The following is a 26,824-nucleotide window of genomic DNA, read 5'->3' on the forward strand; positions in this document are numbered from 1 at the left end:
ACGCGACTTCGTATTATTTAACATTAACATAATAACGGCCGGGACAGCGTTTTACTTAGCCTGTAGGCGGTTTTTTTACAATTGCAGCGTAGGATGACCGGATAAAGTGAGTTGAGTACCCTGGCGCGTATTTTTAAGCGTAGCGTTTGCCCCGATAGGGAGCGTCACTGTACGCTGTTCATGCCCGAAGTCGAGACCGGTAATCAGCGGAACGGACAGACGGGAACGTAAAAACGCGTAGACGCTCTCCAGAGAATAGCCCGCGTCATACTCGTTGGGCGTCGCACCGCTAAAGCTGCCGAGAATGATGGCGCTCTGACGGTTTAAAATTCCGGCGTACTCCAGTTGCAAAAGCATACGCTCGACCCGGAAAGGATGCTCATTGACATCTTCCAGCACTAAAATTCCTTTATCGATAGTCGGCATCCAGGGCGTACCGATAAGGGAAATCAACATCGCCAGATTTCCGCCCCATAAGGTGCCTTGTACGTCGCACTGAGGGCCGTCGCCTTGCCACTCTACGGTAAATTGCGCCTTGCGTAGCGCCAGCCAGAAATGTTGCTCGGTGAACGTATTCAGCGTTTCGGCGCCAAAATTTGCCGCCAGCATAGGACCGCTAAAGGTGATGACATTGGCCTGCGCCAGGAGTCCAGCCTGAATCGCCGTAAAATCGCTATGACCGCAAATGAGTAAGGGGGCGCGCTGTTGCCGGGAGGCGATCGCTTGCCAGTCAATACGGTCCAGTAAGCGGCTGGCACCATAGCCACCGCGCACCGGCATGACAATCGTATCCGGCGTGGCCAGAGAGGCCAGCGAATTAACGTCGGCCAACCGTTCCGCGTCCGTACCGGCAAAACGCTGATAGCGGCGGCGAATCACCTCGTCATTCTCCACCTGATGACCTGCGTCGGTCAGGCGCTGAACGCCGCGTAACGCGGCCTGTTGGTTAATACAGTAGCCCGAGGGGGCGATTAAATGAAACAGAGACATGGCAATTCCTTGCTGACAATAGAATGCAAATGTATATCATGCCGCATATATTAGGCGATGTCCCTCGTTGTGCAGCGTTTCTGTATGACGCAATGAGGGCGGCAGCCTGAGTGCCTGGCCGGGGTGGTTTCGTCCCTGGCCGACAAGAGGTTAATGAGCGCGCCAGACCTGTGTGACAGGGCGATGGTCAGCGGACATTGCGCCTCAGCGACAAGTTCCGGCTATAAGGATAGATGACGTGAAATTAAGATGGTTTGCTTTTTTGGTAGTAATACTGGCTGGCTGTAGCTCAAAACAGGATTACAGGAATCCGCCGTGGAATGCCGAAGTGCCTGTAAAGCGTGCGATGCAGTGGATGCCCATCAGTGAAAAAGCCGGAGCGGCATGGGGGGTTGATCCGCATTTAATCACCGCGATTATCGCTATTGAATCCGGCGGCAACCCTAATGCGGTCAGTAAGTCCAATGCGATTGGCCTGATGCAGCTAAAGGCGTCGACCTCCGGGCGCGACGTTTACCGTCGTATGGGCTGGCGTGGCGAACCGACCACCGGCGAGCTGAAAAACCCTGAGCGTAACATCTCAATGGGCGCGGCGTATCTGAGCATTCTGGAAAATGGGCCGCTGGCCGGCATCAAAGATCCGCAGGTGATGCAATATGCGCTGGTCGTCTCTTATGCTAACGGTGCAGGCGCGTTATTGCGTACTTTTTCATCCGACAGGAAGAAGGCGATAGAAAAAATTAACGATCTGGATGCGGACGAGTTTTTTGAACATGTTGTTGATAATCATCCCGCGCCGCAGGCGCCGCGCTATATCTGGAAGCTTCAGCAGGCGCTGGACGCCATGTAGTTTAGCGTGAAGATTATTCTCGTACTTTATTCGCTCTTTCTCGGGCGTCGCGCTCAAGCGAAAAAATAATCCGCTGTAACTCCCGCTCCACCGCCGGGCTAACGTTAAGGAAACGAAAGCTCAGGCGGGGAGTGGTGATCGTTTCATTTTTCCCATCAATCACTTTACGTTCGCTGATGGCGATAAGCTGGGCGTCAACGTGAAAAATCCCCCATTGCCCCATGTTCAGTTCAACCTGCGAAAAGCGTGCGCCTTCCGTTAATCCGTCGGGGATGGCGGATTCCAGTAGCGCGCCCATGCCGCCAAGAGAAAGATCAAACAGGCGAAAACGTAACGTATGGGTGTCCGGTAGCGTGGTGACGCCGTAGTAAGGCGGATACAGCGGTGCGCCAATGCGAAAATACTCCCGGCGCTGGACAAACCACAGTGAGGACGGCAGGGGCGTGATAAAGGCCGGAAGCTGCTGATAGTGACCTGCGACGAGCTGCGGCAACGTGAACTCGACTTTTGCGCCCTGCGTTTCTGCGATAATGGCTACCTGCCCGGCGCGTAATACGGAGCTATTTTCATATTCCTGGCTGCCGTAATCCATGATGAGTTTTTCCGGGTCTACCGCCAAAATTTTACTGATGAATTGCCCCTTCGCCCATGAAATACGCAGTGGAACCTGATTTTTATTTAAATCCCGTAGCACGCCTAATATCGCTAATGGATTTTTTTTCAGGAACTGCTCATTGTAACCACTCACACGAAATAACCCCTGATACACAGACTATCGTTGGGTTATCGGCATCTGTTGAAAGAACTTAATAGCGATAAATAAATTTTTACGCCCACGAGATAAATCAATGTTCAGAAGTGCGGCGTCCGACTTTGCCTATACTTAAAACGTTTTTACTGGAAAGAGGATCTGCAAATGGGAATTATCGCCTGGATTATTTTTGGTTTGATTGCCGGCGTTATCGCCAAATTGCTTATGCCGGGGCGCGATGGCGGGGGATTTATCCTGACCTGTATTCTCGGTATCGTCGGGGCGGTCGTTGGCGGATGGCTGGCGACGATGTTTGGTATTGGCGGCAGTATCAGCGGCTTTGATCTGCACAGTTTCCTGGTCGCCGTGGTAGGCGCGATCGTGGTGCTGGTGATTTTCCGCCTCCTGCGACGCGGCTAACCGCTGCAGAACGTTTAAGCGTTGACCCGGTCAGTGCCGGGTCAACCTACTATAAACGCGCGTTACTGCGTCGCCGCGGACGACGTTTTTGTTGGCGTCGCGCTTAACGATGCCGGACGAGTAGACGGTACGCTATCACACGGTTTTTCCTGCGGACAAATCAGATCGAGCATTTTCAGCGTCACGCCGTTGGTCCAGCCAAAGCCGTCCTGAAGGGGATATTCGCCGCCGCCTCCGCCGGTTCCGGTACTGCTGACGTCATATTTTTCGACCAGTTTTTTCTCGCGATCGTAGGTATGCTGCACATTGGTTAAAAAGCGCCAGGTCACTTCCATTGCCACGTTATCCTGCCCATAATTTTGCAATCCTTCGGTGGCGACCCATTGTAACGGCGCCCAGCCGTTTGGCGCATCCCACTGCTGTCCGCTTTTCACCGAGGTGGTAGCCAGACCGCCAGGCTGTAGCAGATGTGCCTGGGCCGCTGCCGCCACTTTCGCGGCGCGCTCTTTCGCGGCGGCGTTTACATAGAGCGGGAACAGTGCGGCAGCGGTGAGTTGGTTACGGATTTTATTACTCTTCAGATCGTAGTCGGCATACCAGCCTTCTTTGTTATTCCACAGATGCATTTCAATGGCTTTTTGCCGCGCGTTGGCCAGCGCGTCATAGTGCGAGGCTTTGGCCTGATCGCCCGCCGCAGCGCTGGCGCGGGCGAGGGTTTTCTCCAGCTTATACAGCAGAGCGTTAAGATCGACAGGGACAATCGTGGTGGTTCGGATGGTACTGAGCTGCTGCGGATTATCCATCCAGCGGGAGCTGAAATCCCAGCCAGAGGCGGCGGCAGAGCGGAGGTCTCGATAGATCTCCGTTGCCGGGCGGTTGGGGTTGCTTTTGGCGGTAGCGATATCTTCAACCCAGGATTCAGGGCGGGGCGTATCCCGATCGTCCCAGTAGCGGTTGAGAACGCTGCCGTCCTCCAGTTTGACGACGCGTTGGTTTTGTTGCCCTGGCTGCAATGTCTCAACGCCTTCCATCCAGTAGGCGTACTCTTTTTGTAGCTGCGGCAGGTATTCTTTCAGCGCATCGTTACCTTCATGTTGCGCCAGTAACTCAACCATAAACGCAAAGAAAGGCGGCTGCGAACGACTCAGGTAGTAGGTACGGTTGCCGTTAGGAATATGCCCCCAGGCGTCAATTTCGTAACCAAAGTTCGCCACCATATCCGCAACTTTATCCCAGTGCCCGCTTTCCGCCAGCCCCAGCATCGTAAAGTAGCTATCCCAGTAGTAAATTTCTCTGAATCGCCCACCCGGTACGACATAGGACTCAGGCAACGGCAAGAGCGAGTCCCACTTTTCGACGTTTTTAGTTGAACGGGTCAGCACCGGCCACAGGCCATCAATATGTTCACGCAATGACTGCCCGGCAGGCGGGACATATTTTTCACCCGCTTTCGGCAGGGTGAAGTTAACATCAACAAAATGACGCAAATCGAAGCCGGACAGGTTCCGCTGCATACGATAATCCGCAAGAATCATGAGCGGATCGCTATTAGGTATGGCGTCAGCAAAGGTTTTCTGATCGGGGAAGAGTTTTGCATTCTGGACATCATTAAAGAGCGGGCCAAGCAAAATATCCGGCGGCGGTGGAGTTTCGGTGTCGGAAGAAGAGTCTGCGGCCGTCGCCGAAAACGATGCAAATGTCAGCAGCGTCCCTGCCAGCGCCAGTTTTATGGCTTTTTCCAGCAGAACAGAACGGCGAATCTCGGGGGGTATCATCAAGTTATCTCCTTAGCGGTGAGCCAAAGCCAACGGCATTTACCATGACAAAACCTTAGCCTACGATGACCAGATACGCGTGATTGAACCGCTATTTTGCGAACAAATAGACATTTTATTCAGACAGAATTTATCGACGCGCGCGTGGAAAATGGGGTATACAGAAAAAAATCCACGCCGGGACGTGGATTTTAGCGCAATGACTTGTAGCCTTAACCCGGATAGATACCGCGATCTTTACGGGCCAACAGAATGCGCTCACAGGCGACAATATAGGCTGCGGTTCGCAGAGAGCAGGATTTCTCAGCCGCTTTCTCCCAGACATGGACGATCGCGTCGGTCATGATTTTGTCCATGCGCGCGTTGATCTCTTCTTCGCTCCAGAAGAAGCTGGCCATATCTTGTACCCATTCGAAGTAGCTGACGGTTACGCCGCCGGCGTTACAGACCACGTCAGGCACCACAAGGATACCACGGCTGGCCAGAACATCATCAGCATCCGGATAGGTCGGGCCGTTTGCCCCTTCCAGCACCAGCTTACAAGTCAGGGCTTCCGCGCGCTGACGGGTTATCTGACCTTCAAGCGCCGCCGGGATCAGGATATCCATCTCCAGACGCCAGAACGCATCGCTGGCGATAGTTTCTGCGCCCGGGAAACCGGCTATCTGTTTGTGTTCTATCTGCCATGCCGTGAGCGCCTTCATGTCAATACCGGTGGCGTTAAACAGGGTCGCGGTATGATCCTGAATCGCTACGACACGGGCGCCAGCGCCGGCAAACAGACGCGCAGCTTCGCTGCCGACGTTACCAAAACCCTGAACCGCAACGCGAGCGCCTTCAACGGCGATATTTGCCCGACGCGCGACTTCCAGGCCGCTGACGAAAACGCCGCGCCCCGTCGCTTTTTCACGGCCCAGCGAACCACCGAGATGGATAGGTTTACCGGTGACGACGCCAGTGACCGTAGTGCCGTGATTCATGGAATACGTATCCATCATCCAGGCCATCACTTTACCGTTGGTGCCGACATCCGGCGCAGGAATATCTTTCTGTGGCCCGATGATAATGCCGATCTCGCTGGTATAGCGGCGGGTCAAACGCTCCAGTTCACCTTCCGACAGCGAGAACGGATCGACGCGGATGCCGCCTTTGGCGCCGCCATACGGCAGGTTTAGCGCCGCACATTTGATGGTCATCCATGCTGACAGGGCCATCACTTCATTGAGATCAACGTCAGGATGGTAGCGAACACCGCCTTTACCCGGACCTCGGGAGAGGTTGTGCTGCACGCGATATCCTTCGAAATGACGAATAGTACCATCATCCATTTGCACCGGAATATCGACGATCAGAGCGCGTTTCGGGTGGCGCAGAGTATCCACCCAGGGGGATAACTCGCCCAGATAAGGGGCCACACGCTCGATTTGTTGCAGGTAGGTATTCCAGGCAGATGTGCTGCTATCTGAAGCGTAAGATAACTTATCCATGATAAACCTTAGTGATAAAAGTAATATGTTCTTTAATTGACCGTGGTACATAGTAGATCACACCATGTAGCGATAAATTTAACACTTTTTTAAACAATTGACTCAGATCAAAAACGGCAGGCGGTTGGATTTTCGCTATGATTTTGGGTGGGAAGTGGTTAATTATCCGGGATAAGAGGTGATATGTTGCTAACTATGCGATTAATTGCTTAAATATGCACAATGTGTTAAAGGCGGCTATTTGTCATAATTATGACGCACCTCTAAAAGTAAACGTTATGATAACGACATGTATCAATGTTATGTCGTCCTGTCGGCGGGGAAACGTCTTCGCCAGGCGCGTAAAAAGATAAAAATAACCGGAGTCAGACGACGCTGGCCCCGGTTTACCTCTTTATTGTTGACGCGATTCAAGCCATATCAGCGCCAGCGTCGACAGTGAGCACATCAGCAGAATGCCGACAAACCACAGTAAATACCACATCGCTCCCGCTCCCTAATAAAGTTCATGATCGTTGCGGCGGAGGGTCTCCAGGTTGATACGCCCCAACATTTTGTAATAGCTCCACAGCGTATAGAGCAGTACGATCGGCAGAAAAATCAGCACAATCACCAGCATGATTTCGAGCGTCATCTGGCTGGAGGTGCTGTCCCACACCGTCAGGCTGGAGAGAGGACTAACACTCGACGGCATCACAAAAGGAAATAGCGTTATTCCGGCGGTAAAGATGACGCAGGCCTGGGTCAGGGAAGCGAACAGAAATCCACGAATAGTCCGACCGCGAAGGCAGGCATAGAAGGCCAGAATCGGCAGTAGCATACCGAGCAACGGGATGATGAGCAGTAGCGGCGAGCGTATAAAGTGATTCATCCAGGCGCCAGGGAGTATCGCCACGCCTTTTAAGAGCGGATTGGAAGGACCGTTGACATCTTGCGCGAGTAAGACAAAGCCATCAATGCCGGCCCACAGCCAGTACCCGGCCAGCAGGAAGCAGAGCACGACCAGCAGTGCGCTGTGGCGGGTGGCCGACAGCGCCCGTTGACAAATAACGCCCTCTGTTTTCAACTGTAACCAGACGCCTCCTTGCATCACCACCAATGACAGACTCAATAATCCACACAGTAGGGCAAAGGGCGAGAGTAACTGCCAGAAGGTGCCAAAATAGTCAACATGAAGCTGCGGCGTGAAGGCAAACGGCACGCCTAAAAACAGGTTGCCGAACGCGATGCCGAATACTAGCGGAGGAACCAGACTGCCGATAACCAGACCGGTATCCCACAGTGCACGCCAGCGGGCATTGGCGATTTTACCCCGATAATCAAAGGCCAGCGGGCGAAAGAAGAGGGCACACAGCACCAGGATCATCGCCACATAAAAACCGGAAAACGCGGCGGCATAGACCCGTGGCCAGGCGGCGAATAATGCCCCGCCCGCGAGGATCAACCATACCTGGTTTCCTTCCCAGTGGGCACCCACGCTATTGATCAATACCCGGCGTTCGTCATCGTTGCGCGCTATCAGCGGGAGCAGGCAACCGACACCCATATCAAACCCGTCAGTTACCATAAATGCCACCAGGATGACGCCGATCAGCAGCCACCAAATGAACCGCAACGTTTCATAATCCAACATGATTGTCTCCTTTATCCCTGTTGTTGCGCTTGTTGTTGACGTTGCATGGCGCTCGGCCCAAGACGCGCGTACTTCTGCATCAGATAGACTTCCGCGATTAAAAACAGGGTGTAAAGTCCGAGGATAAGCCCCATTGAGAAGGCCAACTGGCCTGGCGTCAGCGTGGAGTGAGCGTACCAGGTCGGCAGAATGTCCTGAATCGCCCAGGGCTGACGGCCAAACTCCGTCATAAACCAACCGGCTTCAATGGCAATCCACGGTAACGGCAGGCTCCAGAGCGCCATACGCAATACCCAGCGATGCTGGTCGATACGCATTCGCAGAGTCTGTATCAACGCAATCAACATCACCACTAACAGCAGCGAACCGCAGCCGACCATAATACGGAAACTCCAGAACACCGGCGCCACTTGAGGAATAGCGCCACGCTGGGCCGCGCGATACTGCTCCGGTGTTACATGGTTCATATCCGGGGCATATTTCGCCAGCAGAATGCCGTACCCCAGATCGCCCTCAACGGCGTGAAAAGCATTCAGTACCTGCGGCGAGCGATTGCCTTGCGCTATCTCCTGCATGAGTAGCCAGGCCTCCCGGCCACGCTTCAGGCGCGGCAGAGTGTCGTCCATCAGGTTTTTTAATCCCGGAACCGGCGTATCCAACGAATGGGTGGCCAGAATACCCAGCAGAGCAGGGATCTTCACGGCAAATGCATTACGCTCCTGTTCCTGCTGCGGCCAGGCAATCAGATGAAACGGCGCGGGCGCGGGTTCGGTTTGCCATTCGCCTTCCATCGCCGCCAGTTTCACCGGCTGAACCCGGGCGACCTCGTAGGCCGAACTGTCCCCCAGTTGCAGGGTTCCCAGAATGGCCAGGGTGCCGAATACTGAGCCGATAGCAAACGAGCGTAAGGCCACCTCACGCTCGCGACCACGTAGCAGATACCAGGCGCTGATGGACATAATAAACATGGCGCCGGTGACATAACCGGACATAACGGTATGGACAAATTTCACCTGGCTCACCGGGTTAAAGACCAGATCGCTGAAGCTGCTCATTTCCATCCGTAACGTATCGATGTTGAAGTGAGCGCCGGTAGGATGCTGCATCCAGCCATTGGCGTTCAGAATCCATAATGCTGAAATATTGGAGCCGAAGGCCACCAGCCAGGTGACCAGCAGGTGTTGGTATTTATTCAGCCGCTGCCAGCCGAAAAAGAACAGGCCGACAAAAGTAGATTCGAGAAAGAAGGCCAGTAACGCTTCCATCGCCAGCGGCGCGCCGAAAATATCGCCCACATAGTTGGAATAGAGCGACCAGTTAGTCCCGAACTGAAACTCCATGGTCAGGCCGGTAGCCACACCGAGAGCAAAATTGATCCCGAAGAGCTTGCCCCAGAAACGCGTCATATCGCGGTAGACGGTTTTCCCTGTGACCACATAGATCGTCTCCATGACGGCCAGCAAAAAAATCAGCCCAAGCGTAAGGGGAACAAATAAAAAGTGATACAGCGCGGTCAGTGCAAACTGCCAGCGCGATAAGTCAATGACATCCCACATGCTAACTCCTGTAGGCAGAAAGAGAGTAAAAAGCTAATCAGTACCGGACACCGGTTACGTTCCTGTTGAGAGCGTTAGCGCGTCTCCAGCCATCGGCAGACTTCATCCAGGCGCTGGCGCGAATCGGCCAGATCTTCCGGGGCCGCCAGTACCAGCTCCGGCAAAGGACAAATCTCATAGCTGTCGAGCAACAGCCCTTTAAGGGCGTCCAGACAGCGCACATGCCAGAGATGGCGCAATGCCGTGGCGTTGATTTGACTTTCGCCATACCCGGAGATGCGAATCTGGATGTTCCCGTGTCCGCATAAGCGCGCCAGAAAAAGACGATCGGCCTCGCTGAGCGGCAGTTGGGTCAAATTGATACTGTGGGGTTGCATCGCCGGATCGCGTACGTGCGCCAATAATTCATGGGCCAGCGGCAGTCCATTCATCAGACCGGCGACAGGCGGAGGCAGCAGAGTGTCGTCAGGCAGCGTATCGGCAGTAGCCACTTGCCACAATGTCAGGGGCGCGCTACCCGCTTCCAGACGATCCGTCAGCAGACGTCGGTTGTGCAGATGGCGTACCCGCCAAAGGCCGCAGAAGATGGTCTCCTGGATCTCGCTTTCACTCCCGTCCGGATGCTGAATGCGTACCGAGACTTCGCCTTCGCCCAATAGCGTATTGAGGAATGAGAGATCATCGGCATTCAGGGGAGATAACTCCCATCCCAGCACGTCACCGACTTCCGGGATGCGCCGGGAAAGCTGACCTCGTAGATCGGTCAGCAATGCCATCACCGCCGGGCTGTGAGCGCAGTGCTCGAGCGCCGCCATACTTGGGTCGCCATTGACCTGACAGGTGAGCGGTAAGGGATTCATTGAGAAACTGGCGTCATCAGGCTGCGTACCCGGCCCCAGCAGATGAAAAAAGGCGTTGCTCATTGTGCCGCCTCCTGCGCTGCGGGAGTGTCAACTATCGAACGCATCAGAGTGAGCAGTTCAGCCCAGGGATGAATACCGCTGAGCGCGCCGCGTAGCTCGCCGTCTGTAAAAACCAACGTCGCCGGAAACTGACGTACATTAAAGCGATCGCCGATAGCTTCGCTTTGTTCAAGGTCGGCCACCGCCACCTGCCAGTCAAACTGCGGGAACTCGCGCAGGAGTTCGGCGATCATCACCGGGTTATCGCTGACTTCCGGCGTACGCCGCGGATCGCGACTTAACAGGATGACGCCATCTCCAACCTGTTTGATCCAGTCGTCTACCGTGGAAGCCTCTACCGGTTGCCATCCCCGGGTTAACAGGCGTTGCCATAGCGCAGAAAATGGGGTGTCATTCGCCACTTCTCTTACCCTCCAGACGTGTCTGATACTGACGTATGCGCACTCCTTCATAGTTTTCCATCGACAGGCATTCATAGTTCAGGCAGCGTGCGGCTTCGTTTGCCTGCGGTACGATCCCCCAGGCGGCCAGTTGTTCCAGGGCGGCCTGTTCCGCCGCCGGTAGCTGGGCGCGAGCTATTTCGGTCAGGCTACCGCCGTAGTCGTCCAGTAGCGCCGGTTGCAGGCCGACTAGCGCAATGTGACAGGGTAGATGGCCGCGGATGTCGGCTAGCGCCAGGACTTCGGAAAAACTGTTTTGATGCAGGCTCATTTTTTTGGCGCTGAGATACGCCGGGATTTTCTCGCCGGCATAGGTTCGCAGACTGCCCGGCGCCAGGCCGTAATCGATCGCGTCAAGGAGCAGGAGATGGCTGGCTTGCTCAACGTAACCCAACAGGTTTAGCCCTTGCGTACCGCCGTCAACAATGTCTACCTCTTCAGGCCAGTGATACCGGGCATACAAACGCTCCGCGACCCGGATACCGAATCCTTCATCGGCCCACAGCAGGTTTCCTAATCCCATCACCACTACGCGTTGCGCATTCATGAGGTCTCCTTGTCGTGCGGTTTGGGGAATTTGTGGCTGCGGTAGCCATTGATCATGGTGGAGATCACCGTATCGTCGGACATAATGTCTTCCCGGATAGCGAGGTAAACGTGCCCGACGATGAAGGCGGCAATCAGCCACATGCCCAGTCGGTGCCAACTGTGAATATCGATGGAGTTGCCGCCGGTCCAGTAGAAAAATTCAACCACATAGCGGAACGGCGCAAAGATGGCGTATTGGCTATGCTCGCCAAACAGAGCGAAACCGGTGAGGATCATAAATACCGACAACAGGAAATAGCCGAACATCGCGGCCTGCGCGACAGGGTTATGTCCGATGTCGCTCCCCGGTTTTTTCTCCAGAAATAGATACCAGCGAACCACGGAGAAAGCGCCTTGCCACCAACTGCGACGCCAGACCGGGACGATAAACAGCTCTCGCGAATAGCGGTTGCCGACACAGGCCCAATAAATTCGCCCCAGCAGTAACACGGTAAAGATCATCGCGGCGGCAAAGTGGATCAGCCGGATATAGCCCATGTAAAACAGATAGGTCGCCTCGCCACTCACCGACGGCAGAGGTCGGCCAATGAAGTAGCCTGTTACCATCAGTACCAACATGCAGGCCACCGTTAGCCAGTGCCACAGGCGTACCGGCGCTTCAAACACATAGTGGCTGACGACAGTATCACGCGCCTCCCCGACGCGTGGAGATTGCTTTCCAGTCATCGTTCTTTTCCTTAACGCTTAGCGTACCTGGACGGCAATCAGTTCGCTGCCGTCGTCGCCAAGCACGTGGGTTGAACAGGCGAGGCAGGGGTCGAAGCTGTGCAGCGTCCTCAGGATTTCTAACGGTTGGTCGGGAATCGCCATTTGCGTTCCCATCAATGCCGCTTCATAGGCACCGATCTGTTTTTTAGGATCGCGCGGGCTGGCGTTCCAGGTGGTGGGGACCACGCACTGATAGAGTTCGATCTTCTGATCGCGTATTGACGCCCAGTGTCCCAACGCTCCGCGAGGCGCTTCGGTAAAACCGATGCCGCGGCAGTGCTGCGGCCAACTGGCCGGTTCCCATTTCTCGGTATTGGCGGTGGCCAGGTCGCCGTTTTTCAGGTTGGTCATAAGCCTGTCGAAAAAATACTGCAGCTTACTGACGGCCCATTGCGCTTCATGCGCGCGGCATAAAATACGGCCAAGCGTAGACTGGATACCGGAGAGCGGCAGTTTAAGGGCGGACATCATGCGATCCACCGACTCTATGGTGGCGGCATCCCCTTTGTGATAGGCAATTAGCGTTCGGGCAAGCGGGCCGACTTCCATGGCATGGCCACGCCAGCGCGGTGCTTTAATCCAGGAGTAGCGTTCCTGCTCGTTGAGCTGCTGGATATGCGTATCGCTGCCTTTGACATCGCCTGGGTTGTACCAGGGATCGGTAATGCCGTCAAAAGGATGACGACCCAGTTGATCGTCCGGATAGCGGTACCAGGCGTGATCCACAAACTCCTGTATCTGTTGCGGATCGGCCAAATCTACCGGCATGACATTTTTAAAATCGCCATTGACCACTGCGCCGCCCGGCATTAACAGGCTTTGCTGGCTGAAGTCGTTGGCAATGTCCGGAAACGCGCCGTAGCTCAGAACGCATTTATCCGACAGTCCGATGCCAATTTGACTCCATGCTTTATTGAACTGGCCGATAGCCAGCGCGTCCGGAACCATCACGTTGTTAATGAAGTCGGCAGTGCGGGTGATGATCGACTGCACCAGGTTGAGGCGCTCCATATTGATAGCCCCGACCGCGCCGCTTTGATCGAGATTGATCGCGCATGGCATACCGCCGACGATCCAGTTAGGGTGGGGGTTCTTACCGCCAAATATGGTATGGATTTTGACGATCTCGCGCTGGAAGTCGAGGGCTTCAAGATAGTGGGCAAAGCCCATCAGGTTAGCCTCTGGCGACAGTTTGTACTGTGGATGTCCCCAGTAACCGTTACGGAATATCCCAAGCTGGCCGCCGTCGACAAATTTCTTCAACCGATTTTGTACGTCAAAGAAGTAGCCCGGCGATGACATCGGCCAGGCGGAAAGGCTTTGCGCCAACTGCGAGGTGGCGCGCGGATCGGCTTTCAGCGCATTCAGAACATCAATCCAGTCCATCCCGGCTAACTGATAAAAATGGACCAGATGATCGTGACACCACAACGTAGCCAGCATGATGTTACGTATAATATTGGCGTTATCCGGCACCTGGATACCGATCGCATCTTCGATAGCGTACACCGACGCCAAAGCATGTACCCCGGTACATACACCACAAATACGTTCAACAAACGCCCAGGCGTCACGTGGGTCACGGCCTTGCAGAATGATCTCCAGACCGCGGAACATCGTGCCGCAGGAAACGGCATTGGTGATGACATTTTGCTCATCAATGTTCACTTCGCAGCGCATATGTCCTTCGATGCGGGTAATCGGGTCCACGATCAGACGACGGCCGGCGTTGTTAACGGTATAACCCTGGGTTTGATACTGGTTACTCATGCCTGCTTATCCTCATTGTCCGGCTGTTGTTCGGCTTGCGCTAACTGTTGTTTGTGGCGTTTACGTTGGTTGAGCGCGCTGGCGACCGCGTGACCGCCAACGCCCGCAGCGACTACGCCCAGCGCGGTCAGACCCACCGTATCGGCGGTTGAGTGGGTACCCATCTGGGGAATATCCACCACGCGGCTATAAAACGAGCCGCGATCCCAGAAACCATTTTCTGAACATCCCAGACATCCGTGGCCGGACTGGATAGGAAAGGAGACGCCGCCATTCCAGCGTGTGGAGGAGCAGGCGTTATAGGTGGTTGGCCCTTTACAGCCCATCTTGTACAGACAGTATCCCTTGCGGGCGGCGTCATCATCCCAGCTCTCGACAAATTCACCGGCGTCAAAATGGGCGCGGCGGTAGCATTTATCGTGGATACGCTGACCGTAGAACATCAGTGGACGGCCCATGCGATCGAGTTCCGGCAGACGATCAAACGTCACTATATAGGTAATAATGGCGCTCATGACATCCGGGATTGGCGGACATCCAGGGACTTTCACGATCGGCTTGTCGGTAATCACTTTGTCGATAGGCGTTGCCTGGGTCGGATTGGGACGGGCGGCCTGGACGCAACCCCAGGAGGCGCAGTTTCCCCATGCGATAATAGCACTGGCGCCAGCGGCGGCTTTCTTTAGTTTTTCAATGAACGGGCGGCCGCCGCTGATACAGAACATCCCTTGCTCTCCTAACGGCGGATTGCCTTCCACCGCCAGAATGTATTTCCCGGCGTAGCGAGTGGTAATATCGTCAAAGACTTCTTCGGCTTGTGCTCCGGCGGCGGCCATCAGGGTGTCGTCATAATCGAGGGAAATCAGCGAGAGGATCACATCTTTGGCTAGCGGGTGCGAGGAACGGATAAAGGATTCGGTACAGCAGGTGCATTCCAGTCCATGAATCCAGACAACCGGAATCCGTGGTTTATTCTCCAGCGCCCAGGCAATCTTTGGCGTCATTCCGGCGCCCAGTCCCAGCGACGTGGCGGCAAGGCTACAGAATTTGAGAAAGCTGCGTCGGGTCACTCCCTTACGACGCATGGCTTGATAAAAGGTCTCCTCGTTATTCATAACGCGTATTTTTTCTCCTTTTTGCACCACGCTCCGCCAGGGGCATAAGGCGCTTTTGCGGGTCCGTCGACGTTCTGCCAGCAAGGTAAATCATCGTGTTACGCGCGAGCGCGAAAACAATCCCGATTCACTTTGCACTGGCGTATATCGCCAGAAATAATGTGAAAAAAGCGTATCTGATTGACCGGGATAAACAATGCAAAGAGTATGGGTATAGCTTATTGCGGTATATTTATGCCCATTATCGTTTTTTCGGCGAAAGGGCGGCGGCAGGGAAGGACGGTTGAGCTTATCCCGGGATGAGGTTTTCAGCGAGGAACCTCGGGTGGATTCAGCCAGGCCTCGCCATTTCAGGGATACGTAAGTTGATGCAAAAGGAGGGGGAGATCTGATGTAATCGTTAAAAGAAGCGTACTTCGTGATGATTTTTATATAAAATAGTGGTGCTGGTTTTAAAGGAATGCAAAAAATAGAATGTTTGAATGAGGAACCTCTATGAAAAACAACATCAGATTTGACTTGTCCGATTATTTGATTCATTTTTTTCGGGATGTTGATTTAGAGACCGGTAGCCATATTTATTTGCCTGAGCACTGTGGTTTTAATAATCAGCACCATTCACGTTTCATTGATGCTAAATATTTACTTAGATTATCTTTACGTAGTCATAAAATTTTCTCGTCCTGGTCATACCGAAATGGGCAACGAACCGTATATGGTGACTCCCCGGTTGTATGCTTTACAGATATGCCGATTGCAGCTTATTTAGAAACTGGGTTGCGCCGATTGGAACGAAATGAAAAAATCGGTTTATATGCAATCGTTTTACCTAAAGAGCAAATGTTTAATTATGGGGCAAGACCAGTAATATATGGATTGGATCAGCATAACAATGCTCGATGCTCGCAAGGCAGAAACGGGGAACGTATCCTTGATGAATCTGTTCTCCCTTTGATTGAACAATATAGATATGTTACTTATGTTCCAGGTAAGATTGACTGGTCACATGAACGCGAATGGCGATGGCCATATCGTGGAGATATTAAAAGTTTCCTTAATCATATTGAAGAGTATGGTATTCCGGAAGACATTGAAAGTACTCCAGGCTTTGATTTTAAATCAAGTAAAATAAAGGGCGCGGGAATAATAGTTCCATTAGCGGAAGATATCCCTACCGTAGCTCATGATATTTTAACCTTAATTGATCGAGGTGTAATTGGGAGGGACACCTTCAGATTTATTATCGCTATTGATAATTTACAGTCATGGTCTCAGATTTCAGAACCAGATAATTTGCTTTCTTATATTAATGATAATACATTCGAATTCGAAGCTTTTTTTAATTTATCTGAATCCAAAGTGAAAAACTATGCTGATTCTATTTATAATTATGTAAATGAATTGTATTCGAAAAAGGATTTCTTAAATGATAGTTATGCAATGGAATTTGGAAATGCCTGGGTCTGGATTCATGATAACCAATGCCAGGTGGTACGGGCGTTACTGCAAACTGGAATGATCAAGGTGAATAAAGAAGGAAGGTACTTATTAGATGTTAATTTGGCTTCTGTTGATTGGCCATTAAGAAGAAAAGAAGCTTTCGCAAGTCATGTCGCTGGATGGCTCAAGCATCGTTTTGGTATCGAAGCGGGAAGGTATTCTGTTTGGGGAAAAGATGATTATGATGCTGTCCCAAGTTATGAGACGCCACTAAAGGACCAGTATCCTTTTTATAATCATACAATGAATGTCGACTGGTAATTAAGAAAAGAACTTACTTTTTTAGATTTGCGTGAAATTTAACTCTTTGATTTTTAATGTAATATTAAAAAATAGACACTAATATAAAAGAGATTGTACTTAAGATTGTGTATCTGTACTAATTTTAGACCAGGATCAATATTTTATGACACTCGCTCAGTTGTGGCAGGAAGAATGGGATAACCGATCGCCAGTTAACCCTTCTCCCACACTCTCCACAGCCGAGCGTTGTACTTATTATCTGAATTCTTGAGAACGTTTAACGGTTACCATGTATATTTGATACCTACACGATAGCGTGTTTGTCGCTCACTGGTATAACGATTCTCTTTAATGTTTCCAATTTCAATAAAAGGGCGCCAGTTCTTATCAAGAGAATACATGAGCCTAATGTTATGCTGATAATCCCATTTGCGATTGTTATAAAGAGGTAACGCATTGGAATCCATTTCCCAAAAAATATCGAACTGATACAGAAAATCCCAGCGATCATACTTATAACCAATGAAACTATCAAACTCCTGAATTTTAGAATGATAGCTATTTCCATCGGCTCCGACCATACCATAATCCCATAATTTCCATTTATAACGGCCTTGCAAACGAAAACCATTGTCAAAGGTATAGTTTAGACGAACATAAGGAATATAAACTAAACCATCAGAGTTATAGTCCAAAGAAAGGCCTGCTAAGCCGACGGTATTCTTATTTAAGTTAGTGTAATAGAAGGCTGATAGCTCAGAGCCATTTAATTGCATCTCGTCATAAGGATTCTCATCTTTATTGTTGTAACGAGCATCAAACTCTAAGCCAATATTTTCCCCTGTGTCGAGGTAGACTTTAAAGCGGTCACCATGTTTTTTAACACCATCACGATAATCATGACGATATTCAATTGTTGTTTTATAATCATTTGCTAATGCCTGTTCTGTAAAAAAAAGACATGAGGAGGCCACGATAAATTTAATAAACGTATTCATCATTATCCTTTGATATATGAAATAAAATTTAATTATTAAATATAAGCGTTTACTGCCTTGGCTGAAACTTCGGTTGGGCGCCAAACATCACCTGAATGTTCCAACCATGGAATCAGCTCTTCTGTAATCAGTTTATTCACCAGAGGCATATTGTCTGATGCGATGTTTTTCATCTGATAGGGATCATTTTTATTATCATGTAAAATATAGGTAAGTGGTTTGCCTATTTTACGGTCAATAACCAGTGTATAACGGTCGGTTCGTACACCGCGTCTACCGTAAGATTGTCCGCCGTAAGGCATAAATGTATAGAATTGTGAGGTTGGACGTTTATCGCCACCATGTCCCATAAGAGTCTTTGAGAAATCAGTACCCTCAACGTTATCTGGAATGTGCTCACCCAAGCCCATCAATCCTAGTAATGTCGGATAAATATCGGGGGCAGAGAAAAGCAAATCATCCTGACAAGCGGGTAGTTTACCGGGCCAGCGGAACATCATTGGAATACGCATAGCCTCTTCATAATGCACATTTTTAGTGGGTTGACCATTCGAACCCATACAACACCCGTGATCGGAGAAGAAGACAACCAGCGTATCTTTATCCAGTTTCAGGCGCTCCAACTCAGCCAGAATACGTCCAAATTGTTCATCGACACCATTAATCATTGCCATATATTCTTTGAAATATTCAGGTCCATAGCCTTCCTGATACGTTTTGTCCCATACTACGTTAGGGCGTTTATTCAAAGTGCGGGATGTCTGATTTTTAAAGCGATCAAGATATTTTTGTGGTACTTGATCGTACGGCGAATGTGGCGGATTCATTGAAACGACCAGCGCAAAAGGTTCGTTGTTATTACGATATTTGCCCCCTTCATTGCGTAGATATTTGATGGCCATATCTGCTTCATGTTCTGGGCTCCATTGGTTTATTTTCAACGGCTTATCACGAGGCGTATCATTGCTCCAATAAATTGGGTTGAGGTGCAAGTCGTAAGTGCCATAGCTGTACCAGAAATCGAAACCGTGGCGTTTTTCTGGTGGTGTCCAGTCATTCCAGTAACGTCCTTCTATTGGGTTATTGTAGCCTGGCACGAAAGGTGCTTCTGGCGCATCAAGGTGCCATTTACCAATGTACCCCATGCTAAACCCTTGTTTCTTAAGAATGTCAGACCAGGTTATGGCTTCTTTTTTGAGCTCAATACCAAAATCTTTCCCTCCAAAATTACCGTTTGCGCCAGTATGACAGTTGCCTTGTAACCCATTGCGATATGGGTATTGGCCGGTCATTAACATACCGCGGAAAGGTGTACATAGCGGGTAGTTCGAAACCGCTTGCCTCAATACGACACTCTGACTCGCAAATCGATCAATAAAGGGTGTAATAGATTGATCCTGACCCATAAAGCCCAGCGACTGTGCCCGCATTTCATCAGGAAAGACGATTAACAAATTAGGCTTCTTGGTTATTTTTTTAGTTGTGGCAACTGTATCGGTAGTGTGTGTAACACTTAAACCGGCAGCTGCTGCTGTTGCGCCTAATGCGCTTGAAGCTGCGAGTCCTTTGAGCAAGTTTCTTCTTGTGACTGACATGTTCTTTACTCCAGATGGATATAGGTCGTTTGTCTTTCAGTTATTGTTTTCATTTTCTTACGATATTATTTAATCGTAAGAAAACAAAATGAAAAGTCTGAGTTTGTGATCAAGGTGAAAGTTTTTGCCAAAAATGGTCAACGATTCACCATGCATTTTTTGGCTTCTTTTTGAGCATGAGTGTAGTTTTTTTTGTTAGAAATTTTTTTTATATGATTGATTTTCATTAACTATTTTTGTTTTTTTCAAAGATTTTACCCTTTAATAGTTGCGTTCTTTTTTCAGCGTAAATAATGGTATTTTCATTTTTTGCTACATTATCCATTGGTGCTATTTGGAATTTCGTTAAAAATCATCTTGTTCCAGGTAACGAACTTTTGTGTTTTTGTTACCGTAAATCTGCTCTTTATCAGTAAAAATATCAGAATTAACTTATTGTTTATATTGCTTTTTGTTGTGGTTGTGACGGAATTGCATCTTTGATCAGATATCGTGGTAGCCGTGCTATTGGAAAGTATGTTAGCTGGCTATATGATAGGGGCCTACGTGTAAGGTTTTGCAAACATATGGTCAAACTGACGAAACTTTGTGAAAGAGATCATAACTTTTGTTTTTTCTGTTTGAAAGTAAACGTAAGTATATTAATCTTAATTCGAGCCCAAACGAATGGTATTTGTTTGGTTTCGTAAGGAGACAGAAGTGAAGGCAGCAATCGAAAGGCGTATGGAAATCCTTGAGGTGATAACCCGGCAGGGGAAAGCTCGTGTCGAAAACTTAGCCGAAAGATTCAATGTCTCAAGTGTCACCATTCGTAGTGACCTGAGTTTTTTAGAAAAAAACGGATATATCGTCAGATCGCACGGTTCGGCTATCCCGAACGTCGGCGTAATTGCTGAACTTACTGTTAATGAAAAGAGTCGTCGTAATTCTGACGTAAAATCCCTGATTGGGCGGGCTGCTGCAAAATTGATTAACAATGGTGATACGGTCATTCTGGATTCGGGAACCACCACGCGTGAAATCGCTGCCAATTTAAAATCAGTAGAAAACGTGGTGGTCATGACAAATGGGCTGGATGTGGCTGTGGAGTTAGCGTCAGCGCCTGGAGTGGAGGTCCTCATTTCCGGTGGTGTGCTACGTAAGAGTGCGATGTCTTTCTCTGGTTCTCAAGCTGAAGCCAGCCTGAAAAACGTGCGTTTTGACAAGGTTTTTCTGGGGGTTGATGGCTTTGACTTGCGAGTGGGTATCACGACACATAATGAGCAGGAAGCCAGTCTTAACCGCTTAATGTGTGATATTTCGGAGCAAGTGATTGCGGTTGCTGACTCTACGAAGTTTGGGAAACGCAGTTGCCATATGATCCGTGAATTTGGTGATATTGATGTGTTGGTGACGGATTCTAATATCCCCGAAGAGTATGTGCAACGCTTGCGGGATATGCGAATCGAAGTCATTATCGCTGAAAAAGAGAAGTAACGCTTTACTCCATAGTGACATTATTAATGTTAATTGTGGAGTAAATTAATGCCTTCGTTAGAAAAGCTTGTTCAGTGCCACAGGGCTGGGGAACAAATTGGAATTTATTCTGTTTGTTCTGCCCATCCTCTTGTTATTGGGGCTACACTGGCGACAAATAGTCGATGAAGGTGACGTAATATTTACAATTCCGCTCGAAAAAGTTGAAACATCTGCCTGTTAGTGGGGTAACGTAATAAATTAAGCAACAATCAACTTACCGGGAGAAAAAGTGGATTGCGGAAAACAATAATACTGCAAGTAACTATTTATGGCAGAAGCTATTAATTATAGTGAATACCCTCATTATTTACTGAGTATGGTATTCCCGTTTCTTATTGTTTAGTTTTTAAAATAATACACTGAATAACCAAATGCTGACGGAAAAGCTAACCGTATGGCACAAGCTATAACGCTTTATGTTTTAAAATAAAATACAGGAATATTTTTATGACTCAGCCAAATATCGTCTGGACTCGTATCGATGAGCGTTTACTTCACGGACAAATCCGCATTACCTGGGGAAAACATACAGAGGCTAATCTGATTCTGGTCGCTAATGATGATGCCGCCGAAGGCCCAAATGCTGCTTTCATGCAGGCGGGAATGAAAGCTTCTGCGGGCGGTGAATATGCCGTACGTTTCTTCAGTATTCAGAAAACCATTGACGTGATCCATAAAGCCTCCCCACAGCAGAAAGTATTCATTCTGTGTAATAACCCAACGGATGTTGCACGTCTGGTTGAAGGTGGTGTGCCAATTAAACATTGCAATGTGGGCAATATGCATTTCCATGAAGGTAAACGTCAAATAGCCAAAACGGTTTCTGTCGATGAAAAAGATCTCGATGCTTTCAGACGCATTCTCGCCTGCGGTGTAACTTGTACCGTGCAGAACACACCAGACCAGACTCCGGTCAATGTCATAGAACTAGCCGCCAGTGCATGAGTTCATGACGTATCGCATCACGACATACGGCAATAAAGGAAGAAATTATGCTGTTTGAAGCTACTTTAGTTGCAATCTGGGCCTTCTTGTGCGGTATCGACAAGTACGACGTAGCCCTGAATATTCACCGTCCTTTAATTACCGGCCCGGTTGTAGGCCTGATTATGGGCGATATGGAAGTGGGATTGATCGCTGGTGCTACTCTGGAGTTGGCCTGGCTAGGTCTGGTGCCTAATGCTGGCGCACAGCCACCTGATGTGACCATGGGGACGATTGCTGCTGTCGCTTTTGCGGTTATGACAGGGCAGTCACCGGAAGTTGCTATGGGCGTCGGTATGCCAATCGCTGTTCTGATGCAGATGATTGTTATCGGATTCTTTGCAATGACCGCCTTCACAATGGGGAAAGCAGATAGATGTGCTGAACAAGCTGATATGGCAGGGATCTCCCGCTTATTGGTGGGAACATTGATTACGCGTTCCATGCTCTATTTCATTATTGCCTTCGTGACGGTTTATTTCGGTGAGCATGCTGCTGCCTGGATTGATGAAAACACGCCAACGGTCTTGTTAGAAGGTCTGGGGATTGGGGCGAAGATGGTACCGGCAATAGGTTTTGCTATGTTGTTGAAAATCATGTGGTCGAAAGAAGTGGCAGGGGTGTTCTTTATCGGTTTCGTGATGACTACTTATCTGAAGCTGCCAATTATGGCCGTGGCAATTCTGGGCGCATCCATTGCCCTTCTGTACTACTTCTTTAGTGGAAAAAACAGCAATAACGATACCAAACAAGCAGAGGATTTCGAAGATGGCATCTGATATCACCGCAGACAAAGGCCGCGTAGCGGAAGCCAAAACAAGCAGCCTGATAGATAACGTTGATGCTTATCAGGATACCGAGGTTCGTAAAGTGATTTCCCGTAAGGACCTATGGAAGTGTGCGATCCGCGGGCTGTTTATGGAAGGTAACTTCAATTTTGAACGCATGCAGGGGGGCGGTTTTGCGTATTCGATTATCCCGGCATTACAAAAAATCCACGGTAATAACCGTGCGGACCTGGCGAAATCACTGAAGAACCATTTGCAGTTCTTCAATGCCAGTCCAAAACTGTTCACCTTCCTGCTGGGGACAGCGGTTGCTATGGAAGAGAACAAAGAAAAACCGTCGACGATTAACGTCATGAAAGTTGCGGGAATGGGGCCGACCGGTGGTATTGGTGATGCTATAGACCATATGACGCTGATGCCATTGACGTTGGCTCTGGGGGCATCGATTGCGATTGAAGGGTCGATCGCGGGACCATTTGTGTTCTTTATACTGTATCAAATTGTCCATTTTTTGGTCTATTTCGGTTTGATGTTTATGGGCTATCGCGCGGGCACAGCGGCGATGGTGAACATGAGTGATGCCACAGAGAAGTTGGCAAAAGCCGCCAACATCATGGGGATCTTTGTTATCGGAGCGTTATGCGCCACCTTTATCAGGCTACAGACCACTGCGGCAATCGATCTTGGTGGCAAGACAGTGGAGTTACAAACTGCCCTGTTTGACAAGATCATGCCGAATTTGCTCCCGCTGGCGTTAGTGTTCTTTATGTTCAAAATGGTGAAGGGAACAGGCTTTTGGGCAAAACCCCCGGTTCTCATTTTTTCGACACTGGCTGCGGGAGTTATCGGCCATCTGTTGGGCATTGTGTAATGAATTGATTCGTGTCGCCGTATCCGCCTGTGGGCAATCGCAGCATGCGGATATGGTGTAAGTAATATGCATTCAGGATTATTAGGGTAAGGACGTTGTAAATGATTGGGATTGTTGTCTCTGGCCATATTCATTTTGCTTCCGGTATGGAATCAGCGGTACGAGCAATAGCCGGTGAACAGCCGCAAATGGTTTTCGTCGATTTCGTGGAAAATCTGTCTACAGACATGCTGGAAGAAGAATTACGCAACGCTGCTGATCGGGTTGATAGTGGTGATGGCGTACTGTTTTTAACCGACATTCCCGGAGGGTCGCCGTGTAACCGTGCGCTAAATATCCTGATGAGTGGTCGCAATGCTGAGCTACTGGCTGGGGTTAATTTACCGATGATCGCTAACGCGGCTTTTGAGCGTGATGGCGTATCGTTAGCTGAACTGGTGGACATTCTGATGGATATTGGCGCTACCAGCGTACAGAACATGCGTACTGAACTGGCTGCCGCACTGGTTGTTGATAACAGTGATAATGAAAGTGGGCTCTGATGTGTTGTTGCATCTGCTGACGCCGCAAGGCGTTGATGCGGATGCCACTGCTATTGATTATGTCACCGGTTACATGCGGGTTGTTAATGACAGCCCGGCCTGTGACACAAGGGAGAAGATTCACCATGAGTAACATGGTACAGCAGACTCGCGCTCAGCAGGCGAGTGAAACGATGAAGCGCGTATACCGTTATCAGGCAACGCATCAGACTCGTAGCGTGATCCGCCGGAGCGGTAAAGTCCGTTTTATCAAAGATACCGATTGGGAACGTGGCGTATTTTGGTCTTGTGTGGCGGCCGCCTGGCTGGCAACAGGTGATCAGGAATATCTGGATGGCGTGATGAATTATACGCTGCACACGGGGTTCCGTCCCGGGCCAAACTTACGTTTCGCTGACGATCTAATCTGTTGTCAGGCATATCTGGATGTTTGGCCGGTGATAGCTATCCCGGAAGCTTTGGAACCCACGATTAAGGCCATTTCTGCCATCGTCAACGAACCTAAACCCGGACGTGAAGACTGGTGGTGGTGCGATGCGTTATTTATGGCGCCCGCAACGTTTGCTGCATTAAGTAAATGTACACATGATCCTCGTTATCTGGCCTATATGGATCAGGCTTTCTGGGATGCCGTGGAGCATTTGCGCGATCCTGAAACGGGACTGTTTTATCGTGATCATCGTTATATTCCTGATGGTAACGGCAGTGAATTGCGTGAAGAAAATGGTCAAAAAGTATTCTGGAGCCGAGGTATTGGTTGGGTGTTAGCGGCTATCCCACGTTTACTGGCGCGCATGCCAGAAGATTATGCGGGTCGTCAGCGCTATCTTAATCTCTTTATTGATCTTGCAGATAAAGTGATCCGTTATCAGCATGAGGATGGTTTATGGCGTACCAGTTTGCTTGATCCCCATCGTTTTCCGGCGCCGGAAAGTAGCGCGACAGCATTGTTTTGTTATGGGCTGTGTTGGGGGGTGAATCAGGGTGTGCTGCCAGTTGAAATTTATCTGCCAGTCGTCGAAAAGGCCTGGGATGCTTTGCAGGGCTGTATTCACGATAATGGTATGATCGGTTGGGTTCAATTGCCGGCGTTCAACCCACGTGATGTAAAGTTTGAGCACAATATTGACTATGGCGCCGGGGCATATTTATTAGCGGCAACCGAAGTGATGCGCTTGAAGTAAGGTATAACGAGCCTGTCTCTGATGTGAATCGTGATGAGAGCAAAAGAGACAAAACTTGCGCGTATTTTACGGTCTGTAGTGAATAATGAAATCGAACAGGTGGAATCCGCATCGTACCGTTTATCTGCGGTCAGATAGGGACCGTTAGCGTGTGTTCTATTTCGTCTGGCTAATTTATCGTTCTTCGACGAAGCGTGTTTTAATGCTTACCTTTCGTTTATTTTTGTTTTGCTTTCGTTTTATTTCATTTTTGTGATTTTGCGCATTTCAGCGGTCGTTTTATTTAGGTAAATTAGCCGATATCGTTTCATTTTTTCGGAACTCGTTTTCAATGAATATGTCACCGACTCAACGAGCCTACTTTCACATGATGGCAAAACCTGTCAGCTATCGTTGCAACCTGCATTGTGAATACTGTTTTTATCTTGAAAAGGAGACGATGCTGAATGCGCGGAAAAGCCCGGAGCAGACAATGAGCGACAGTATGTTGCGCCGCTATATCCGTGATTACTTACGTTCCCATGCCGGCGATACGGTGGATTTTGCCTGGCAAGGGGGTGAACCTACGCTGGCTGGATTAGATTTTTATCGTAAGGCTGTGGCATACCAACAGCAATATGCTGAGGGGAAAACGGTTACCAATAGTTTTCAAACCAATGCAATTGCTATTAATCGTCAATGGGCAGACTTTTTTGCCGAAAATCGTTTTCTGATTGGTGTCTCTGTCGACGGAATAGCAGAGATACATGATAAATACCGTATTGCTGTTAATGGTCAGCCAACCTTTGAGCGTGTCAAAAAATCTATTGCGTTGCTACGTGAATACAACGTGGATTTTAATACACTAACAGTCGTGAACGATCAAAACTATGATAAAGGACGGGAGACTTACCAGGCGCTCAAAGCATTAGGTTCCACTTTTTTACAGTTTATTCCCATCGTAGAAGTTGATGCCCGTTGTTTGACTCCTGCAAAGGGTCATTACTCACCACCAGCAGATGCCGTGTTATCACCTTTTAGCGTTCCGGCAGATGGTTACGGGCATTTTATGAATGCGGTATTTGATGCCTGGGTGAAAGAAGATGTTGGTTCAATCTATATACGTGAGTTTGACAGTTTACTGGGCACCTGGATGGGATATCCGGCATCAACCTGTGTGCAAGCTACTACGTGCGGTCAGGCGCTGATCATTGAAACTAACGGCGATATTTACAGCTGCGATCACTATGTCTATCCGGCTTATTTGTTAGGTAATATTGCTAACACATCGCTGGTAAAATTGGCTACATCACGCCAGCAACAGCGTTTTGGGAATGCAAAACAGGAAAAATTGACCCAAATGTGTCAGCAGTGCGAGGTCAAAGCTCTGTGTCAGGGAGGATGTCCGAAACATCGTATCGTCCCACAAGCGGGAGAAAAGCATAAGCACAATTATCTGTGCGCTTCTTACAAGCATTTCTTCTATCACACCGCACCAGTCATGCAGGCCATGAGCAAGATTATTCAGAGTGGCGGCGTGGCGGCTGACATTATGCCGTTACTGAATAAATTTAATAGCCATTAAGGAGTGAATG

The 26,824-nt window shown here is 49.6% G+C and carries 26 protein-coding genes and 1 pseudogene; 12 read left to right on the top strand and 15 right to left on the bottom strand.

Going from position 1 to position 26,824, the window contains the following annotated elements:
• Nucleotides 1-75: 75 nt before the first annotated feature.
• Entirely contained in the window at nt 76-990 is a 915-nt protein-coding gene (gene ldcA, locus AC3G3F_RS04445) for a muramoyltetrapeptide carboxypeptidase (RefSeq protein WP_053507885.1), read from the bottom strand.
• A 238-nt stretch (nt 991-1,228) separates the two neighbouring features.
• Here ldcA and emtA point away from each other — a divergent pair, with 238 nt between their 5' ends.
• Nucleotides 1,229-1,840: a membrane-bound lytic murein transglycosylase EmtA gene (emtA, locus tag AC3G3F_RS04450; protein ID WP_023247696.1), complete on the top strand. Its 612-nt coding sequence runs from the start codon at nt 1,229-1,231 to the stop codon at nt 1,838-1,840.
• A gap of 13 nt (nt 1,841-1,853) precedes the next feature.
• Here emtA and ycgR read toward each other — a convergent pair whose 3' ends face one another.
• Nucleotides 1,854-2,588 carry a flagellar brake protein YcgR gene (ycgR, locus tag AC3G3F_RS04455; protein WP_488394518.1) on the bottom strand — a complete coding sequence of 245 codons (735 nt, stop codon included), beginning with the start codon at nt 2,586-2,588 and terminating at the stop codon, nt 1,854-1,856.
• Between the two features lie 168 nt (nt 2,589-2,756).
• Between ycgR and AC3G3F_RS04460 the strand changes: the two genes are divergently transcribed.
• Nucleotides 2,757-3,011, top strand: a complete 255-nt coding sequence (locus AC3G3F_RS04460) for a GlsB/YeaQ/YmgE family stress response membrane protein (RefSeq protein ID WP_053507886.1) — start codon at nt 2,757-2,759, stop codon at nt 3,009-3,011.
• Nucleotides 3,012-3,073: 62 nt separating this feature from the next.
• Here AC3G3F_RS04460 and AC3G3F_RS04465 read toward each other — a convergent pair whose 3' ends face one another.
• The 11 genes from AC3G3F_RS04465 to hyaA form a co-directional block, all read right to left on the bottom strand.
• Nucleotides 3,074-4,786 (bottom strand): alpha,alpha-trehalase, encoded by a 1,713-nt coding sequence (locus AC3G3F_RS04465; protein WP_023247693.1) that lies wholly within the window; start codon nt 4,784-4,786, stop codon nt 3,074-3,076.
• Nucleotides 4,787-4,998: 212 nt separating this feature from the next.
• Nucleotides 4,999-6,273 (bottom strand): Glu/Leu/Phe/Val family dehydrogenase, encoded by a 1,275-nt coding sequence (locus AC3G3F_RS04470; protein WP_001664093.1) that lies wholly within the window; start codon nt 6,271-6,273, stop codon nt 4,999-5,001.
• Nucleotides 6,274-6,667: 394 nt separating this feature from the next.
• Complete coding sequence (cbdX, locus tag AC3G3F_RS04475; protein WP_023247692.1) at nt 6,668-6,757, bottom strand: cytochrome bd-II oxidase subunit CbdX; 90 nt, start codon at nt 6,755-6,757, stop codon at nt 6,668-6,670.
• 12 nt (nt 6,758-6,769) lie between these two features.
• Nucleotides 6,770-7,906, bottom strand: a complete 1,137-nt coding sequence (gene appB / locus AC3G3F_RS04480) for a cytochrome d ubiquinol oxidase subunit II (RefSeq protein ID WP_088733903.1) — start codon at nt 7,904-7,906, stop codon at nt 6,770-6,772.
• 11 nt (nt 7,907-7,917) lie between these two features.
• Complete coding sequence (gene appC, locus AC3G3F_RS04485) at nt 7,918-9,462, bottom strand: cytochrome bd-II oxidase subunit 1 (RefSeq protein ID WP_053507889.1); 1,545 nt, start codon at nt 9,460-9,462, stop codon at nt 7,918-7,920.
• Nucleotides 9,463-9,536: 74 nt separating this feature from the next.
• Nucleotides 9,537-10,385 (bottom strand): hydrogenase expression/formation protein, encoded by an 849-nt coding sequence (locus AC3G3F_RS04490; protein ID WP_088733904.1) that lies wholly within the window; start codon nt 10,383-10,385, stop codon nt 9,537-9,539.
• Complete coding sequence (gene hyaE / locus AC3G3F_RS04495) at nt 10,382-10,786, bottom strand: hydrogenase-1 operon protein HyaE (protein WP_023247688.1); 405 nt, start codon at nt 10,784-10,786, stop codon at nt 10,382-10,384. Before hyaE ends, AC3G3F_RS04490 begins: the two co-directional genes overlap by 4 nt.
• Complete coding sequence (hyaD, locus tag AC3G3F_RS04500) at nt 10,776-11,372, bottom strand: hydrogenase 1 maturation protease (RefSeq protein ID WP_000993796.1); 597 nt, start codon at nt 11,370-11,372, stop codon at nt 10,776-10,778. The genes hyaE and hyaD overlap by 11 nt, the downstream gene beginning before the upstream one ends.
• Nucleotides 11,369-12,100 (bottom strand): Ni/Fe-hydrogenase b-type cytochrome subunit, encoded by a 732-nt coding sequence (gene hyaC, locus AC3G3F_RS04505; RefSeq protein ID WP_000147066.1) that lies wholly within the window; start codon nt 12,098-12,100, stop codon nt 11,369-11,371. Before hyaC ends, hyaD begins: the two co-directional genes overlap by 4 nt.
• A gap of 18 nt (nt 12,101-12,118) precedes the next feature.
• Nucleotides 12,119-13,912 (bottom strand): Ni/Fe-hydrogenase large subunit, encoded by a 1,794-nt coding sequence (hyaB, locus tag AC3G3F_RS04510; RefSeq protein WP_053507891.1) that lies wholly within the window; start codon nt 13,910-13,912, stop codon nt 12,119-12,121.
• Nucleotides 13,909-15,027, bottom strand: coding sequence for a hydrogenase 1 small subunit (gene hyaA / locus AC3G3F_RS04515; RefSeq protein ID WP_001058306.1), 1,119 nt, complete (start codon nt 15,025-15,027; stop codon nt 13,909-13,911). The genes hyaB and hyaA overlap by 4 nt, the downstream gene beginning before the upstream one ends.
• Before the next feature lie 495 nt (nt 15,028-15,522).
• Here hyaA and AC3G3F_RS04520 point away from each other — a divergent pair, with 495 nt between their 5' ends.
• Nucleotides 15,523-16,788, top strand: coding sequence for a DUF4427 domain-containing protein (locus AC3G3F_RS04520; protein WP_080168671.1), 1,266 nt, complete (start codon nt 15,523-15,525; stop codon nt 16,786-16,788).
• A 266-nt stretch (nt 16,789-17,054) separates the two neighbouring features.
• Here AC3G3F_RS04520 and AC3G3F_RS04525 read toward each other — a convergent pair whose 3' ends face one another.
• Complete coding sequence (locus tag AC3G3F_RS04525) at nt 17,055-17,771, bottom strand: oligogalacturonate-specific porin KdgM family protein (protein WP_226302676.1); 717 nt, start codon at nt 17,769-17,771, stop codon at nt 17,055-17,057.
• 32 nt (nt 17,772-17,803) lie between these two features.
• Nucleotides 17,804-19,363 (bottom strand): sulfatase family protein, encoded by a 1,560-nt coding sequence (locus tag AC3G3F_RS04530; RefSeq protein ID WP_024149640.1) that lies wholly within the window; start codon nt 19,361-19,363, stop codon nt 17,804-17,806.
• A 699-nt stretch (nt 19,364-20,062) separates the two neighbouring features.
• Here AC3G3F_RS04530 and agaR point away from each other — a divergent pair.
• The 9 genes and pseudogenes from agaR (at nt 20,063) to AC3G3F_RS04575 (ending at nt 26,814) form a co-directional block, all read left to right on the top strand.
• Nucleotides 20,063-20,839 (top strand): transcriptional repressor AgaR, encoded by a 777-nt coding sequence (gene agaR, locus AC3G3F_RS04535; protein ID WP_023247681.1) that lies wholly within the window; start codon nt 20,063-20,065, stop codon nt 20,837-20,839.
• Between the two features lie 48 nt (nt 20,840-20,887).
• Nucleotides 20,888-20,992 (top strand): annotated as a pseudogene (locus AC3G3F_RS04540) (class II D-tagatose-bisphosphate aldolase non-catalytic subunit); the annotation flags it as partial.
• A gap of 336 nt (nt 20,993-21,328) precedes the next feature.
• Nucleotides 21,329-21,826, top strand: a complete 498-nt coding sequence (agaV, locus tag AC3G3F_RS04545; RefSeq protein WP_023247680.1) for a PTS N-acetylgalactosamine transporter subunit IIB — start codon at nt 21,329-21,331, stop codon at nt 21,824-21,826.
• Between the two features lie 47 nt (nt 21,827-21,873).
• On the top strand, nt 21,874-22,644 hold the full coding sequence (gene agaW / locus AC3G3F_RS04550; RefSeq protein ID WP_023247679.1) for a PTS N-acetylgalactosamine transporter subunit IIC: 771 nt from the start codon (nt 21,874-21,876) through the stop codon (nt 22,642-22,644).
• Complete coding sequence (locus tag AC3G3F_RS04555) at nt 22,634-23,524, top strand: PTS system mannose/fructose/sorbose family transporter subunit IID (RefSeq protein ID WP_023247678.1); 891 nt, start codon at nt 22,634-22,636, stop codon at nt 23,522-23,524. The genes agaW and AC3G3F_RS04555 overlap by 11 nt, the downstream gene beginning before the upstream one ends.
• 101 nt (nt 23,525-23,625) lie before the next feature.
• The gene (gene agaF / locus AC3G3F_RS04560) at nt 23,626-24,066 is read left to right on the top strand and encodes a PTS galactosamine/N-acetylgalactosamine transporter subunit IIA (RefSeq protein ID WP_053507896.1); all 441 of its coding nucleotides are present in this window, start codon (nt 23,626-23,628) and stop codon (nt 24,064-24,066) included.
• On the top strand, nt 24,050-24,199 hold the full coding sequence (locus AC3G3F_RS04565; protein WP_023247676.1) for a hypothetical protein: 150 nt from the start codon (nt 24,050-24,052) through the stop codon (nt 24,197-24,199). Before agaF ends, AC3G3F_RS04565 begins: the two co-directional genes overlap by 17 nt.
• The gene (locus AC3G3F_RS04570; RefSeq protein WP_023247675.1) at nt 24,192-25,250 is read left to right on the top strand and encodes a glycoside hydrolase family 88/105 protein; all 1,059 of its coding nucleotides are present in this window, start codon (nt 24,192-24,194) and stop codon (nt 25,248-25,250) included. The genes AC3G3F_RS04565 and AC3G3F_RS04570 overlap by 8 nt, the downstream gene beginning before the upstream one ends.
• Nucleotides 25,251-25,587: 337 nt before the next feature.
• Entirely contained in the window at nt 25,588-26,814 is a 1,227-nt protein-coding gene (locus tag AC3G3F_RS04575) for an anaerobic sulfatase maturase (RefSeq protein ID WP_198387314.1), read from the top strand.
• Nucleotides 26,815-26,824 lie beyond the last annotated feature (10 nt).

It is taken from the genome of Salmonella sp. FC25216, assembly GCF_057751355.1.

Excerpts from the sequence above, each read along its gene's own strand:
- ldcA (WP_053507885.1), bottom strand. The coding sequence starts at position 990 with ATGTCTCTGTTTCATTTAATCGCCCCCTCGGGCTACTGTATTAACCAA.
- AC3G3F_RS04460 (WP_053507886.1), top strand. The coding sequence starts at position 2,757 with ATGGGAATTATCGCCTGGATTATTTTTGGTTTGATTGCCGGCGTTATC.
- AC3G3F_RS04465 (WP_023247693.1), bottom strand. The coding sequence starts at position 4,786 with ATGATACCCCCCGAGATTCGCCGTTCTGTTCTGCTGGAAAAAGCCATA.
- AC3G3F_RS04470 (WP_001664093.1), bottom strand. The coding sequence starts at position 6,273 with ATGGATAAGTTATCTTACGCTTCAGATAGCAGCACATCTGCCTGGAAT.
- cbdX (WP_023247692.1), bottom strand. The coding sequence starts at position 6,757 with ATGTGGTATTTACTGTGGTTTGTCGGCATTCTGCTGATGTGCTCACTG.
- appB (WP_088733903.1), bottom strand. The coding sequence starts at position 7,906 with ATGTTGGATTATGAAACGTTGCGGTTCATTTGGTGGCTGCTGATCGGC.
- appC (WP_053507889.1), bottom strand. The coding sequence starts at position 9,462 with ATGTGGGATGTCATTGACTTATCGCGCTGGCAGTTTGCACTGACCGCG.
- AC3G3F_RS04490 (WP_088733904.1), bottom strand. The coding sequence starts at position 10,385 with ATGAGCAACGCCTTTTTTCATCTGCTGGGGCCGGGTACGCAGCCTGAT.
- hyaD (WP_000993796.1), bottom strand. The coding sequence starts at position 11,372 with ATGAATGCGCAACGCGTAGTGGTGATGGGATTAGGAAACCTGCTGTGG.
- hyaC (WP_000147066.1), bottom strand. The coding sequence starts at position 12,100 with ATGACTGGAAAGCAATCTCCACGCGTCGGGGAGGCGCGTGATACTGTC.
- hyaB (WP_053507891.1), bottom strand. The coding sequence starts at position 13,912 with ATGAGTAACCAGTATCAAACCCAGGGTTATACCGTTAACAACGCCGGC.
- hyaA (WP_001058306.1), bottom strand. The coding sequence starts at position 15,027 with ATGAATAACGAGGAGACCTTTTATCAAGCCATGCGTCGTAAGGGAGTG.
- AC3G3F_RS04520 (WP_080168671.1), top strand. The coding sequence starts at position 15,523 with ATGAAAAACAACATCAGATTTGACTTGTCCGATTATTTGATTCATTTT.
- AC3G3F_RS04525 (WP_226302676.1), bottom strand. The coding sequence starts at position 17,771 with ATGATGAATACGTTTATTAAATTTATCGTGGCCTCCTCATGTCTTTTT.
- AC3G3F_RS04530 (WP_024149640.1), bottom strand. The coding sequence starts at position 19,363 with ATGTCAGTCACAAGAAGAAACTTGCTCAAAGGACTCGCAGCTTCAAGC.
- agaV (WP_023247680.1), top strand. The coding sequence starts at position 21,329 with ATGACTCAGCCAAATATCGTCTGGACTCGTATCGATGAGCGTTTACTT.
- agaW (WP_023247679.1), top strand. The coding sequence starts at position 21,874 with ATGCTGTTTGAAGCTACTTTAGTTGCAATCTGGGCCTTCTTGTGCGGT.
- AC3G3F_RS04555 (WP_023247678.1), top strand. The coding sequence starts at position 22,634 with ATGGCATCTGATATCACCGCAGACAAAGGCCGCGTAGCGGAAGCCAAA.
- agaF (WP_053507896.1), top strand. The coding sequence starts at position 23,626 with ATGATTGGGATTGTTGTCTCTGGCCATATTCATTTTGCTTCCGGTATG.
- AC3G3F_RS04565 (WP_023247676.1), top strand. The coding sequence starts at position 24,050 with ATGAAAGTGGGCTCTGATGTGTTGTTGCATCTGCTGACGCCGCAAGGC.
- AC3G3F_RS04570 (WP_023247675.1), top strand. The coding sequence starts at position 24,192 with ATGAGTAACATGGTACAGCAGACTCGCGCTCAGCAGGCGAGTGAAACG.
- AC3G3F_RS04575 (WP_198387314.1), top strand. The coding sequence starts at position 25,588 with ATGTCACCGACTCAACGAGCCTACTTTCACATGATGGCAAAACCTGTC.